General features: G+C 61.3%; 10 protein-coding genes. 2 read left to right on the forward strand and 8 right to left on the reverse strand.

Annotated features, from left to right (window positions below; translation table 11 throughout):
• Positions 1–55: 55 nt before the first annotated feature.
• Together pepN and G9X67_RS35315 are read right to left on the reverse strand one after the other, a co-directional pair.
• Entirely contained in the window at positions 56–2,704 is a 2,649-nt protein-coding gene (gene pepN, locus G9X67_RS18355) for an aminopeptidase N (protein ID WP_138328460.1), read from the reverse strand.
• A 188-nt stretch (positions 2,705–2,892) separates the two neighbouring features.
• Positions 2,893–3,999 (reverse strand): methyl-accepting chemotaxis protein, encoded by a 1,107-nt coding sequence (locus G9X67_RS35315; protein ID WP_138328459.1) that lies wholly within the window; start codon positions 3,997–3,999, stop codon positions 2,893–2,895.
• Positions 4,000–4,344: 345 nt separating this feature from the next.
• Here G9X67_RS35315 and G9X67_RS18365 point away from each other — a divergent pair, with 345 nt between their 5' ends.
• Positions 4,345–5,283: a DMT family transporter gene (locus G9X67_RS18365; RefSeq protein WP_171599376.1), complete on the forward strand. Its 939-nt coding sequence runs from the start codon at positions 4,345–4,347 to the stop codon at positions 5,281–5,283.
• Positions 5,284–5,528: 245 nt separating this feature from the next.
• Entirely contained in the window at positions 5,529–6,401 is an 873-nt protein-coding gene (locus G9X67_RS18370) for a hypothetical protein (protein WP_171599377.1), read from the forward strand.
• Here the strand turns inward: G9X67_RS18370 and G9X67_RS18375 are convergent, their stop codons facing one another.
• From G9X67_RS18375 to G9X67_RS18400, 6 genes are all read right to left on the reverse strand, one after another.
• Positions 6,402–6,560, reverse strand: a complete 159-nt coding sequence (locus tag G9X67_RS18375; protein WP_171599378.1) for a hypothetical protein — start codon at positions 6,558–6,560, stop codon at positions 6,402–6,404.
• A gap of 98 nt (positions 6,561–6,658) precedes the next feature.
• On the reverse strand, positions 6,659–6,850 hold the full coding sequence (locus G9X67_RS18380) for a hypothetical protein (RefSeq protein WP_138328456.1): 192 nt from the start codon (positions 6,848–6,850) through the stop codon (positions 6,659–6,661).
• A 131-nt stretch (positions 6,851–6,981) separates the two neighbouring features.
• Positions 6,982–7,884: a uracil-DNA glycosylase gene (locus G9X67_RS18385; RefSeq protein ID WP_171599379.1), complete on the reverse strand. Its 903-nt coding sequence runs from the start codon at positions 7,882–7,884 to the stop codon at positions 6,982–6,984.
• A 69-nt stretch (positions 7,885–7,953) separates the two neighbouring features.
• Positions 7,954–9,246 (reverse strand): Hsp70 family protein, encoded by a 1,293-nt coding sequence (locus tag G9X67_RS18390; RefSeq protein WP_171599380.1) that lies wholly within the window; start codon positions 9,244–9,246, stop codon positions 7,954–7,956.
• Between the two features lie 217 nt (positions 9,247–9,463).
• Positions 9,464–12,580 carry an efflux RND transporter permease subunit gene (locus G9X67_RS18395; protein ID WP_171599381.1) on the reverse strand — a complete coding sequence of 1,039 codons (3,117 nt, stop codon included), beginning with the start codon at positions 12,578–12,580 and terminating at the stop codon, positions 9,464–9,466.
• A complete protein-coding gene (locus G9X67_RS18400) occupies positions 12,577–13,884 on the reverse strand; it encodes an efflux RND transporter periplasmic adaptor subunit (RefSeq protein WP_171599382.1) in 1,308 nt (435 codons plus the stop codon). Before G9X67_RS18400 ends, G9X67_RS18395 begins: the two co-directional genes overlap by 4 nt.
• Positions 13,885–13,983: the final 99 nt, after the last annotated feature.

A 13,983-nucleotide genomic window follows, 5' to 3' on the forward strand; every position in this document is an offset into this window, starting at 1 on the left:
TCGAGGTGCTGGGCGACCGGCCGCCGATTTTCTCCTGATGGCCGGTCGAAGCAAATTACCCTTTAAGCGTGCGCTCGACGATATCGCGCACGTCGGTCGAAAGATCGGCGGCTCGCTCGATCTCGATCAGCGCCGAGCGGGCGTGATCGGCACGCACGGGTTCGAGCGAGCGCCAGGAGCGCATCGAGGTGAGGATGCGGGCGGCAAGCTGAGGGTTGCGCCTGTCGATATCGAGAATCTGATCCGCGAGGAAGCGATAGCCTTCGCCATCGGCGCGGCCGAATCCCGTCGGGTTGGCAAAGGCGAAGGTGCCGACCAGCGACCGCATCCGGTTCGGATTGGTGCGCTTGAAGAGCGGATCGTCCATCAGGGCGCGGACCCGTCCCAGGGTTTTTACGCCCGGAATGCCGGCCTGGATCGCGAACCATTTGTCGATGACGAGCGCATTTTCCGCGAAGCGGTCACGGAAGGTGGCGAGCGCCTCGCTCGTCTCCGCGCTGTCGGGAAAACGATGGGCGAGGATCGTCAGCGCATGGCTGAGATCGGTCATATTGTTGGCCGCATCGAAGGCGGCCTTGGCGCGGGCCGACGTTTCTTCGGCATGTGATAGGTAGGTGAGGGCGCTATTGCGCAGTGCCCGCAGGCCGGCGCTTTTCGCATCCGGGTTGAAATCGCCTGTTGTCGTCATCGCGGCGTAGAGGCCGGCAAAGACATCCTTTCCGGCATCGGCGATTTGTTTCAGGACCGCTTGGCGGCCGGTATGGATGGCATCGGGATCGTTGTTGCCGCCAAGTTCCCGGGCGATATCGGATTCGCTCGGCAGAGCCAGCGCCTGGGCGCGGAAGGCGGGCTCGAGGCTCTCGTCGGCGGCCGCAGCAATCAGCGTCTCGACGAAGGTCGCCTCGCAGATCACAGGCTTGCCCTCGCGGGCGTCGCGGGCCGCTTTCAGTAGGTTCGGCAGCGCCAGATCGGTCAATGCCTGCCAGCGGGCGAAATGATCGGTCTCATGGCGGGCGAGATGGGCAAGATCGGCCGGGCTCTGATCGAAATGCAGGTTGATCGGCGCCGAGAAGCTGCGGTTGATCGAAACGACCGGCCGCGAGCCAACGCCATGGAACACGGCCGTCTGCGTGCGACCTGTGAGATGCAGCACCTCGCCGGCATATTCCGCGCCGTCGACCGAGGTCGGCTCGATCTTGCCGCCGTTTTCGCCAAACAGCGCGAGGCTGAGCGGAATATGCATCGGCTCCTTGCTCGGCTGGCCGGGCCTTGCCGGGATCATCTGTTCGAGCGACAGGGTGAAGCTGCCGGCCGCCGCATCATAGCTGCCCGATGCGGTGACGAGCGGCGTGCCGGCCTGATGGTACCAGAGCGAAAATTGCGTGAGGTCGCGTCCGCTTGCATCCTCGAAGCATTTGACGAAATCCTCGATCGTCACGGCCTCACCGTCATGGCGGTCGAAATAGAGGTCCATGCCTTTCTTGAAGCCGTCCTTGCCGAGCAGCGTCGCGATCATGCGCGTGACTTCGCTGCCCTTTTCATAGACGGTCGTCGTGTAGAAATTATTGATCTCACGATATGTCGTCGGCCGCACCGGATGGGCGAGCGGGCCGCCATCTTCCGGGAACTGCTCCGATTTCAGGTGGCGCACTTCGGCGATGCGCTTGACGGCGCGCGAGCGCTGGTCGGAAGAGAATTCGTGGTCGCGATAGACCGTGAGACCTTCCTTGAGGCACAGCTGGAACCAGTCGCGGCAGGTGATACGGTTGCCGGTCCAGTTGTGGAAATATTCATGCGCGATGATCGTTTCGATATTGGCATAATCGGCATCGGTGGCGATCTCGGGATCGGCAAGCACGTATTTGTCGTTGAAGACGTTGAGGCCCTTGTTCTCCATCGCGCCCATGTTGAAGTCGGAGACGGCGACGATCATGAAGATGTCGAGATCGTATTCGCGGCCGAATCTCTCTTCGTCCCACTTCATCGAGCGTTTCAGGGCGTCCATGGCATAGGCTGCGCGCGGCTCCTTGCCGTGCTCGACATAGATCTTCAGCACCACCTCACGGCCGGACATGGTCGTGAACGTATCTTCGACGACGCCGAGATCGCCGGCGACGAGCGCAAAGAGATAGCTCGGCTTCGGATGCGGATCGAACCAGGCGGCGAAATGCTTGCCGGGGCCGTAGCCGGCGCCGCCGAGGAAGTTGCCGTTCGACAAAAGCAGCGGGTTGGCGTCCTTGTCGGCGATGATGTTGACCGTGAACGGCGCAAGCACGTCGGGCCGGTCGGGGAAATAGGTGATGCGGCGGAAACCCTCCGCCTCGCATTGCGTGCAGTAGATGCCGCCGGTGCGGTAAAGGCCCATCAGCTTGGTGTTGGCCTCAGGGTTGATGACGGTGGTGATCGTCAGTTCGAAGGGCGCGCTCTCCGGCAGGTCGCGCACCGTCAGGCTTTCCGGTGTTGCGTCGTAACGCGAAGGGTCCAATTCCACCTGGTCTAACAGCAGCCCCGACAGCGTCAGTTCGTCGCCGTCGAGAACGATCGGCGCTGCCGGATCGGTGCCCGGGCGACGATGAAAGATCAGACGTGCCTCGACCTTTGTCTCCGTCGGGTCGAGTTCGAAGGTCAGGTCCACACGTTCCAGCACGAAGTCGGTGGGACGGTAATCTGCCAGATGAATGACCTGGCCGGTATCTGTTCGCATGGTGTTTCCTGAAGACCGTTATTTGATAACCGCGGAATACAGAGGCGGGCGCACTCTGCCATAAATTTTGCCGGGGATGATTACATTAAAGTCTGAACTAAACTTAAAGCAAATTGCCCGAGAACACCAAGTTCGCGGGCAAAATATCTTATTGGAAACGGATGAACGCCACTGTGGGGCGATGGGCGCTACTTAAGGTTGAGCGCAGCCTTGATCGTCGCGTCGTTTTCCGTCTGCTGCACGACGACGCCGTACCAGCCGAGCCCGTCGTAATCCTCGTAGCCGAGAGTGCGCGCGAAGGCGACGATCGAGCCGTTATTGTCGTAATAGCTGCCTTTCGCCTGACCGGACGGATTGGCGAGCGCGAAATGCGAAAAGAGCAAGGCGGGATTGGTGGTGGCGATCACCCGGCTCTTGCCGTCGAGCAGCATGACCGTCGTTTTTTCTGCCAGCTGCGGCGGCAGGTTTGCCTCTTTCTCGACGATCGCCTGGCCCTGGTTCTGCCAGTCGAAATAGACGCCGAGCGTGCCGATCAGCCGCCCGTCGAGCTTGCCCTCCTCGCGGATGCCGGTGGCATAAACGAGCGCATGCCTGGCGTCGTGGAGCGGGCTCGATTTGACGTCGTCGACGATATAAGCGTCGCCGGAGGAGCAGGCCGACGCCGCGCGGAACCACGGATCGCCGGCAAGGCTCGTGCCGACGATCTTGCGCTGAAACTTGGGATTGGCGGATGCGATCACCTTGCCCGAGAGATCGGTCATGACGAGATCGAGGTAGACGGTGTAGAAGCGGTTGATGGCGCCGAGACGCTCCGCCGCAAAGGCGACGGTTTCCCGGCCCGGGTTCTGCAGCGCCTGCCAGAGCGCCGGATCTGTCGCCCACCAGCGCACATCGGCCGTGCGCTCGAAGAGATTGCGGACGATGAGCTGCACCAGCGTCTGCGCCAGATCGGTGAGACGAACGCCCTCCATCTCCTCGACCAGCGAATCGGCCATGGCGCGGCTGAGGCCGATGCGGCCAAGCACGTTGCTTTCGAACCTGCCGGTGATATCGGTCGCGATCTGCGCCAGCCGCTGCACCTCGTTGGCAACGACCGCAAAGCCCTTTCCGGTCTCGCCGGCTCTGGCTGCTTCGATCAGCGCATTGATCGCCAGGAGCTTGATCTGCTTGACGATATGGGTGTTGTCGGCGCTGAAGCGCTCGAGGTCGGTGCTGATGCCGTCGGTGACGACGCGCATGGAGCGCGGTGTCGCATTCTGCGACTGGGCAATGGTTTCGGCGCTAAGCGGCTTCATCAAATATGATCCTGGAAGGAGCGGGCAATTGTTTGTGTGGTGAAGAAAATTTCGAGATCAGCGATAAAAACGATGCTTGCCTATGGTTTTCAATTGGTTAACAGCTAGCCCCGCGAGATGAACATTTTCGGGGTGAATGGCTCAAAACGAGAAATTTCACAGCCGTGGCGCATAAGCAGCACGGTTGAGCCTGCCGCTGAGGCGATTCTGTGATTCTCTGATGTTGCTTGCGGTTTTTTCGCCAATAGGGTTTTTCTTTCGCTACGATGGGTGACGTCACCTGCTGCGTTCCCGAGTCGAACGCGTCTCCCCGTTTCGGTTAAGTCAGTATTAAGAGCCAGGATCATGCACTCGGTTCTCAGAAACCCGATGAGAGGCATCGCGCTGAAAGTCTCGTCGGTCGTGGTCTTCCTGGCCATGCAGACCTTCATCAAGCTGGCGGGCTCGGACATCCCGCCGGGTCAGGTTACCTTCTGCAGGTCGTTCTTCGCGCTCTTCCCGATCATGGCCTATCTCGCCTATAACAGGCAGCTGCGCGCCGCCTTCTACACGGCCAATCCAATCGGTCACCTGAAGCGCGGCACGATCGGCATCATGTCGATGGCTTTCGGTTTCTACGGCCTGCTGCATCTGCCGCTGCCCGAGGCGATTGCGCTCGGCTATGCGTTGCCACTCGTCGCCGTCATCTTCGCTGCCGTTTTTCTCGGCGAGACCGTACGCATCTATCGCTGGAGCGCCGTCCTGGTCGGCATCGTCGGCGTCGCCATCGTTTCCTGGCCGAAACTCACGCTGTTTCGCGACGGCGGCATGGAAGCAGAACAGGCCGTCGGCGCGCTCTGCGTGCTGCTCTCGGCCGTTCTCGGCGGCGTGGCGATGATCCAGGTGCGCCGCCTCGTCGAGGAAGAGAAGACGGCGACGATCGTGCTGTATTTCTCGATCACCGCCTCGGTCTTCTCGCTGGCTTCTCTTCCCTTCGGCTGGCTCATCCTGGCATGGCCGACGGCGCTTTATCTGATCGCCGCCGGTTTTTGCGGCGGCGTCGCACAGATCCTGCTGACGGAAAGTTATCGCCATGCCGACGTCTCCACTATCGCGCCGTTCGAATATACGTCGATCCTGCTCGGCGGCATTGTCGCCTACTTCGTCTTCGGCGACGTGCCGAGCGTGACCATGCTGATCGGCACCGTCATCGTCGTCGCCGCCGGCATCTTCATCATCTATCGCGAGCATCAGCTGGGCATCGAGCAGAGAGAGGCGCGCAAGGCCACGACGCCGCAAGCCTGACGCCTGCAAGCGCATATTTATCAAGGTTTTAACGCAGGGATTGCGGCGGCTTGAAACTTGCGCTCAAAGAGTGAAAAGAATGGTGAATTCTTGGGATACCGCCGGCCTGTGGAATATGATTGTTGAACATGAGAGAGTATCATTTATTCCAAGCTGTGCATGTCTGAATGGCCGCTGATGCCGGAGGAGCTCTCGGTGTCGTTGCTCCGAACGCTGGCCGGCGAGCGGGGGTGGAGAAAAGCATAATGGCATTCACAGCGGAGCAATTGGTGGGGAACTCTTCCTTCCTGATGAGCATTCGCTTTTTGGCCGGGCAGATGCGCGGCATGTTCGATGCCGGCCCACGATTGGCACGATTGCTCGCCTCGCATCAGCGCTGGCTTCTGACCCAGACTGCCTATGCCCTCAACCTGGAATATGACCCGCGCGACCCGACATCGGGTTTCACCGCCGTGCGGCTGACTGGGCGCATCACCGCGCACAAGGTGGCGAGCCGCAACACAGTGCTCGCCTTCATCGAAGAGCTCTTTACCTACCGCTTCATAACCCACACGCCCGGCGACGAGCGGCGGCGGCCACGTCATTTCGAGCCGGCCGATGTCAGCCATCAGGCGATGTTTGCCTGGATTCTCGGCAATCTCGGTGCGCTCGACCTGCTCGACGGCGGTCAAAGGGCAGCATTTTTCCAGGCAAATCCATCCTTGATGCGGCTCGTTCAGCCGCGCATTGCCCGCCATTGCCTGGAAGATGCCGCCTGGCGCGAGCCGCCGGAGCAGGTGGCGTTGTTCCTCTGGACGGAAGCTGGCGGCCTCGTCGTCGACAATTTCATCGCCCGGATGGATATGGACAGCAGCGAGCCGGACAGGTTTTCCGTCGGCCGGGTCGAAACCCGTGCGCTCGCAGCCGATTTCATGATGTCGCGCACCCATCTGCAGCGGGTGCTGGCAAAGGCGGCGCAGCGCGGCTGCGTCGGCTGGCATGACGAGCCGCGCAAGACGCACCTTTGGATATCGCGGAATTTCGTCGAGGAATATTGCGCCTGGCAGGCGGTCAAGTTCGCCTATGTCGACGAAGCCTTCGAATGGGCGAAGGCCCAGATCGAAGAAATGGCCGTGTGATCAGAGAACGATGGCTGTAGCGTCTGCTCTAATGGGCGCGCCAGCATCGGCTGGCTTGACCGAAAGCTCGCGCTCATATTCCCGCGCGGCGCAGACGGCAACGCGGATATGCTCGAATGTTTCGATGTTGCGCAGAAGCGATATCAGGATCGTCGACATGTTGGGGTACTCTTGACACGAAAGGGCAGGCGAAGCGCTTGCAGCGCCGCGCGTCTTTTCAGACGCGCAAAGGACGCTGCAACACTTTGAGTCTCTGCTCAATATTGCTGGAAGTCCGAAAAAATGGCGTTCGGGCGCGCCGTACGGCTGTTGATGCCGGTGCCGCGGGCAATCATCTGTTCGTTCGTGACAAAGCCGAAACGGCTGTAGCCTTGAGTGGAACGAACCTGGTCGCCGGCGAGGCGAAGGGTTTCAAACCCGCTATGGATAGGACGAAAACGCTTGTTCATGGCCTTGGTTCCTGTGATTCCTCCCAAGACACAGCTGATATTGCGATGCAGCATAGATTCCGCAATGCGTCACGGCGGGATGCAGCCATGCGAAAATCGCATAGGTTGATTCACAAATTATTCAACTTTGGCTAATTTCTAAGCAAAGAGAGGGACTTAAGCTTCGCTTGAAAGGCGAGCAGGTCGTTCCAGGCCAGCCGCTTGTTTACAGGTGCGGTTAACAGATCCTGCGGATGCAGGCTGGCTATGGCAGGAATGACACAGTCCGCAGCCGCAATCTCCTTCCAACGGCCACGTAACCCGTGAATCGTATCGTTTTCGCCGAAGAAGAAACGCGCCGAAAAATTGCCGAGCAGCAGGATCGCCTTCGGTTCGGCAAGCGCGATCTGCCGCTCGATGAAGGGGCGGCAGATGTCCATTTCCGCGGCCGAGGGCGCACGATTGCCAGGTGGTCGCCAGGGGATGACCTGCGTCAACAGAATGGCTGAGCGCGTCAGCCCGATCGCCGCCAGCATCTTGTCGAACAGCTGGCCGGATTTTCCCGAGAAGGGCATGCCCTCGCGATCGTCTTCGGCGCTCGGCGCCGAGCCGATCACCATTATCCCGCTTTCGGCATCGCCGCTGGCAAAGATGGTCGAGCGGGCGCTGTGCTTGAGGTTGCAGCCGTTGAAGGCTTCGATCGCGGTCTTGAGATCGACGAGCGATCGCGCGGTTTCGGCAACGAAGCGCGCCTGCTGCACCGCCTCGCCATCCGGGATTGCCGGTTGCGGGCCGGACGCTGCGCGTTCGGCAGGCGCTGGGCGTGCCGCTGCATTCGGGCGCACCTGTGCCTGGCCTGGGGCAGAGCGTTCCCCAGCGGCGGGACGTTGCTGCTGCGCCTGTGCCGCCGCCGGGCGGCGGGCGGCCTTCATCGCCTCGAACTCGGCGAAGCGGTCGATCGCCTCTTCCTCCAAGAGCCATTCCACGCCGGCATCCGCATGGAAATGCAGAAGCGCTGCGAGCTCGGCTGGGGAAAGGTCGTTGGCGGAGATCATGCGGGCAAGCTTAGCGGAGTGACAGTGGCATTGAAAGGGCGGGCGACCGATTGCCCGCCCTTGCCGGCTCTATTGCACAGTCCATTGTGCGATGTCGTCGCGTTCGCCGATCAGCGCCAGGCCATGGGCAATCGACAGCAGCTCGCCGCCGCTTTCGATCCGGTCGCGCTCGAAGCGTTCGGTAAAGATGCGGCGCACCGCCGGCACGAAGGAGGTGCCGCCGGTCAGGAACACCTTGTCGATCTCCGATGGTTTCGTCTCGGTCTTGTCGAGCACGTCGTCGAGCGCGCCTTCGATGCGGGCGAGATCATCGGCGATCCAGCCTTCGAAGTCGCTGCGCTTGATGCTGCGATGTCCGCTGCGGCCAAGCGGCGCGAAATCGAAAGCCGCTTCCTCGGAGGCCGAGAGCGCCATCTTCGTCGCCGACACCGCCTGATAGAGCGGGTAGCCCTCGTCATGATCGATCAGGTCGATGAAGATTTCGAGCTTGTCCGGTTCCAGGCTGATGCGCACCAGCTTCTTCAGATCCTCGAATTCGCGCGTCGTCTTGAAGATCGACAGCTGGTTCCAGCGGCCGAAGCTGGAATAGTAGTTGGACGGCACTTCAAGGATCTTGTCGAAGCTTTTGAAATGGCTGCCCTTGCCGATCAGCGGCGCGACGATGTTGTCGATCATCCTGTAGTCGAAATGGTCGCCGGCGACACCGACGCCGGAATGGCCGATCGGCGTTGCCGTCAGCTTGCCGGCGACGGTCTCGAAGCGGATCAGCGAATAGTCGGTGGTGCCGCCGCCGAAATCGGCGACCAGCACGGTGGCATCCTGCTTCAGGTTCTGCGCGAAATAGAAGGCGGCGGCGACCGGCTCGTAGACATAGTGGATTTCGGGAAAGCCGAAGCGCGACAGCGCTTCATTGTAGCGCTCGGTCGCCAGCGCCGGATCGGGGCTGGCGCCGGCAAAATGCACCGGCCGGCCGGTGACGATGCGGCTGACATCCGAAGGCCAGTGGTCGCCGGCATAGTTGCGCAGGCGCCGCACGAAGATCTCCATCAAATCTTCGAAATTATGCCGCTTGGCAAAGATCAGCGTGCCCTGGAACAGCGCGCTGGCGGCAAAGGTCTTGATCGACTGCAGGAAGCGACATTCGCCGGGATTGTCGATGAATTGGCGGATCGCCGCATGGCCCGCTTCCACCTTTAGCGCCGAAGCGCCGAGCTGGGCATCCTTCATGAAGGAAAGCGCCGTGCGCATGCTGTCTGCCGTACCCTCCGTGCTCGTGAACGCCATCGAGCGTGTCGCCCCGCCATCCGCCATGGCGAGAACCGTATTCGTCGTGCCGAAGTCGAAACCCAGCGCCTGAGCCATGCCCGCACCTCTTCATGCCGATTGTTATTGGAGACGGAGCGTTGCTCCGCAAGGGCGTGCGAACGCCCGGATCAAGGAGGGCGGGTGATGCCACAGAGGCGTGACACATTCAAGAGGAGCGGAAGTTGATGTGATCACGGGCGCACTTCTTCTCCCGGTTGGAAGAAGAAGTGCGCCGCAAGGGTCAATCGGCAATGCCGAACTCAGAGGGCCGTCATCACTCGGCAGCCATTGCCCTTGCCTCCTGCACCTCCGGCTCCTCGACCTTCTTGTGGCCGATGAGGCGGCCGAGGAAATTGCCGAAGCGGTCCATCTCGACGAAGATGACCGGGGTGATGAACAGCGTCAGCATCTGCGAGACGATCAGGCCGCCGACGACGGCAATGCCGAGCGGCTGGCGCAGTTCCGAGCTTGCGCCGGTGCCGAGCGCGATCGGCAGGGCGCCGAGCAGGGCGCAGAAGGTCGTCATCATGATCGGCCGGAATCGTCGCACGCAGGCCTCGTGGATCGCCACCGTCGCCTTTTCGCCCGTCGTGCGCATGGTCTCCACCGCCACGTCGATCATCATGATCGCGTTCTTCTTGACGATGCCGATCAGCATCAGCAGGCCGATCAGGGCGATGATCGACAGATCGAAGCCCATAATATCAAGCGCCAGCAGCGCACCGAATGCCGCCGCAGGCAGGCCGGAGAGAATGGTGAGCGGATGGATGAAGCTTTCATAGAGCACGCCGAGCACGACATAGATGGTCAGCACCGCCGCCAGGATGAGGTATGGCGTATTGCCCTGAGACTGCTCGAAGATCTGCGCTGTACCGCCATAGGAGGTGAAGACGTCGGCCGGCATGCTCATTTCCGTCTTGATCTGGTCGATTGCCGCGGTCGCGTCGCTGAGCGAGACGCCTTCCGGCAGGTTGAAGGAAACGGTGGTCGAGACGAGCTGGCCCGTCTGGTTGATTGTCACAGGGCCGACCGTGCGCTCGACATGCGCGAAGTTGGAAAGCGGCACCAGGCTGCCATTGGCCGAGGCGACACGGATCTCCGAGAGCTTCTGGTCATCCCAGGGTTTGCTGGTGTCATATTCGACGATGACGTCGTAGCTGTCGCCGGTCGACTGGATTTCCGCCGCTGCATATCCGCTGAAGGATTCTTGCAGCGTCGTGCGCAGCGTATCGTTGTCGATCCCGTAGGCGGCTGCCCGCTCGGTATCGATGACGATATTGGCCTGCAGCGCGTTGTTCTGGGCGTCCGAGGTCACGTCGGTGAACAGCCGATCCTTGCGCATAGCCGCCTGGATCTTGCCGGCCCAGAGGTTGGTCTGATCAGCACTCAGCGCCTGCACCACCAGCTGATATTGGCTGGCCGTCTGGCGACCGCCGAAGCGCAGGCTCTGGTTCGGTGTCACGAAGGCCTGCAGGCCGGGGATCTTGTTGATCGCCGTGCGCAGCTCGCGCAGCGTCTGGTCAAGCGGTGCACGTTCCTTCTTGTCCTTGAGTTCGACGAACATCGAGCCGTTGTTCTGCGGTTTGTTCGGGTTGCCGCCGATCGTCGACATCACATGGTTGACCGCCGGGTTCGCCTTGACGACGGCTGCCGCCTGCTGCTGCAGCGCCGCCATGGCGGAATAGGAAATGTCCTGCCGGGCCTGCGTGCTGATCGTCAGGCGGCCGATATCCTCCTGTGGGAAGAAGCTCGTCGGCAGCGTCATGAAGAAGTAGATCGTCAGTGCGACCGAGGCGAGGAAAACGCCGAGGATCGTGGGGCGGTGGCGAAGGCACCAGCCGACAGCCCTGTCATAGCCGCGCAGCGTCCGTTCGAAGCCGGCATCGAAGATGCGGATGATGAGCGGCGGGCGGCTCTGGTGGTTGGACAGACGCGAGGCGAGCATCGGCGTCACGGTTAACGAGACGATTGCCGAGGAGATGATCGCAATCGCAACCACCATGCCGAATTCGTTGAACACGCGGCCGACAACGCCGCCCATCAGCAGGATCGGGATGAAGACCGCGATCAACGAAACCGACATGGAAATGATGGTGTAGCTGACTTCGCCCGCACCCTTGATCGCCGCTTCCCGCACGGGCATGCCTTCCTCGACATGGCGCAGAATGTTCTCGAGCATGACGATGGCGTCATCCACCACGAGCCCCACCGCGAGCGTTAGCCCGAGCAGCGAGATGTTGTCGATACTGTAGCCCAGCACATACATCATGCCGAAGGTCGAGATCAGCGACAGTGGAACGGCAAGCCCGGGAATGATCGTTGCGGTCGCATGGCCGGTAAAGAGGTAGATGACGAGAACGACGAGGCCGATCGTGAGCAGCAGCGTGAACTTCACATCGGAGATGGCATCGCGAATCGGCTTTGCGGCGTCATTCATGACGACCGTGTTGACGGAGGGCGGGATTTCGGCGTGAAGCTGCGGCAGCTTGGCGTTGATCGCATCGACGACATCGACCGTATTGGCATCCGGCTGACGCTGGATGGCGAGGATGATGCCGCGCTGGCCGTCATACCAGCTGCCGGTGTACTGATTCTCGACACTGTCTTGCACGTCGGCAATATCGCCGAGGTGGATCGGCGCGCCGTTCGGATTGGCAATGACGAGCGAACGGAATTGTTCGGCGCTGGTGCGCTGCGTGTTCGCCGTGATGGTCATGCTCTGCGAATTGTTCTGCAGCGTTCCCACAGGCTGCTGGCTGTTGGCGGCAGCAAGCGCCTTGTTGACGGTGTCGATGCCGATGCCGCGGGTCAAAAGCTTGTTGGGATCGACCTCGACGCGCACGGCATAGGTCTGCGCACCGTAGACGCTGACCTGGGCAACGCCGGGAAGCGTCGAAAGCGACGGCGAGATGATGTTCTCGGCGATGTCGTCAAGCTTGCTGCGCGGCATGGTGTTGCTCTGCACCGAGAGCAGCATGACAGGCGCATCGGCCGGGTTCGTCTTGCGATAACTGGGCGGCGTCGTCAGATTGTCGGGCAGTTGCCGGGTGGCATGCGAAATCGCGGCCTGCACGTCGGCTGCGGCCGCATCGATATTACGACTGAGGTCGAACTGCAGCACGATGCTGGTGCTGCCGAGCGAACTGGAGGCGCTGATTTCGGTGATCCCTGGAATGGTCTCGAACTGCTTGATCAGCGGCGTCGAAACCGAGGTCGCCATCGTCTGAGGCGAGGCGCCGCTCAACTGCGCCGAAACGTTGATGGTGGGAAAGTCGACCTGCGGTAGCGCTGCGACGGGTACCAGCTGATAACCGGCAAGACCGGCCAGAATGACGCCGATCGCAAGCAGCGTCGTCGCGACGGGGCGCTGGATACAGAAATTCGGGATCATTGCTGAGCTCCCACCGCGATTGTCTCGGAGGGCTGCTGTTGCCGAGGCTCTTCGGCGGAGGCGACATCAAGCGCCTTTTCGTCGAACTGCTCGTTGATCGCCTGCTGGTCGCTGAGCTGGCCCTGACCCTCGACGACGACGTGATCGCCTGCCTGAAGACCTGATTCTATGGCGGTGAAGCCGCCATTTGCGCGGGCAATGGTGACGGGCGTCAGATGCGATTTGCCGTCCTTGGCGACGAAGGCGAAGAAACCCTCCGGGCCGGGGCTGACGGCGACCGTCGGCACCACCACCTGCTGTTCGTCATTGTTGAAATGCACGACGATGTTGACCGACTGGCCGGGCCAGAGCGCACCGGAGGCATTCTCGAATTTCGCCTTGGCGAGGATCGTGCCCGAGGCGGTGTCGACCGTGTTGTCGTAGAAGCTGATCTCACCCTTCCGCACTTGCCCCTTGGTGGAATTGGGAGCGGTGCTGACTTCGACCGGACCGCTTGCCAGAGCGCTCTTCAACTCGCGCAGATAGCGCTCCTGCAGGTGGAATTTCACATAGATCGGATCGTATTTCGCGATGGTGACGATTGCCGAGCCGGCACTGAGGAAAGCGCCCTTGCTGATCGCGATATCGCCGAGCCGGCCGTCGAAAGGAGCGCGGATGTCGGTGTTCTCGAGGATGATCTGATCGGAGGCAAGCGACGCCTTGTCGGCATCGACCGTGGCTGCAGCGGTATCGCGGGCGGCCACCGCTTGGTCGAGGCTCTGCTGGGTGCCAGCCTTCTGGTTGAAGAGATCCTGCGCGCGCGTCAATGCGGTCTCGGCTTCCGAAAGGGTTGCCGCGTCGCGCACGATCATCGCATTGTCCTTATCAACGGTCGCCTTGGCCGTCCGGTCGTCCAGCTTGGCGATCAGGTCGCCGGCTTTGACGGTCGCCCCATCCTGCGCATCGATGCTGACGATCAGGCCCTGTTCCTGTGCGGCAATCGTCGTGTTGTCATCGGCATCGGCCCAGCCGGTCGCCGTCACATCCATCGGCAGCGTCGTTTTCACGGCTGCAACGGTTTTGACGACGGTCGGGCCGCCGCCGCCGCGTCTGCGCCCGCCGCCCTGATGTTGGCCACCGTCTTGCGCCTGATTGGCCTGCTGATCGGCCTGTGCCTGCTGCCCGCCGCCATTGCCGCCGGCCGGCTGTTTGATGACCTGCGAAAGGTAGGGAATTCGCGAGGCATAAGGGATCAGATTCCCGAATTGCCAGACGCCGATGGCCGCAATTGCGATAACGCTGACGGTGATCCAAAATTTCTTCATGGGCGAGAACCGGTCTTGAGCAAGGTTGCAAAATTTATGCTCTGATTGAGCTGCTTATATTGCGGCGCAAAAAAGACATAATTCCCGGCGCGCGATCAC

Source organism: Rhizobium sp. WYCCWR 11152 (assembly GCF_013087615.1).
In the GTDB taxonomy this organism is placed as follows: domain Bacteria; phylum Pseudomonadota; class Alphaproteobacteria; order Rhizobiales; family Rhizobiaceae; genus Rhizobium; species Rhizobium indicum.

Bases quoted from the DNA above. Each gene is read 5' to 3' on its own strand.
- G9X67_RS18395 (WP_171599381.1), bottom strand. From the start codon at position 12,580: ATGATCCCGAATTTCTGTATCCAGCGCCCCGTCGCGACGACGCTGCTT.
- G9X67_RS18390 (WP_171599380.1), bottom strand. From the start codon at position 9,246: ATGGCTCAGGCGCTGGGTTTCGACTTCGGCACGACGAATACGGTTCTC.
- G9X67_RS18400 (WP_171599382.1), bottom strand. From the start codon at position 13,884: ATGAAGAAATTTTGGATCACCGTCAGCGTTATCGCAATTGCGGCCATC.
- pepN (WP_138328460.1), bottom strand. From the start codon at position 2,704: ATGCGAACAGATACCGGCCAGGTCATTCATCTGGCAGATTACCGTCCC.
- G9X67_RS18380 (WP_138328456.1), bottom strand. From the start codon at position 6,850: ATGAACAAGCGTTTTCGTCCTATCCATAGCGGGTTTGAAACCCTTCGC.
- G9X67_RS18365 (WP_171599376.1), top strand. From the start codon at position 4,345: ATGCACTCGGTTCTCAGAAACCCGATGAGAGGCATCGCGCTGAAAGTC.
- G9X67_RS18385 (WP_171599379.1), bottom strand. From the start codon at position 7,884: ATGATCTCCGCCAACGACCTTTCCCCAGCCGAGCTCGCAGCGCTTCTG.
- G9X67_RS35315 (WP_138328459.1), bottom strand. From the start codon at position 3,999: ATGAAGCCGCTTAGCGCCGAAACCATTGCCCAGTCGCAGAATGCGACA.
- G9X67_RS18370 (WP_171599377.1), top strand. From the start codon at position 5,529: ATGGCATTCACAGCGGAGCAATTGGTGGGGAACTCTTCCTTCCTGATG.
- G9X67_RS18375 (WP_171599378.1), bottom strand. From the start codon at position 6,560: ATGTCGACGATCCTGATATCGCTTCTGCGCAACATCGAAACATTCGAG.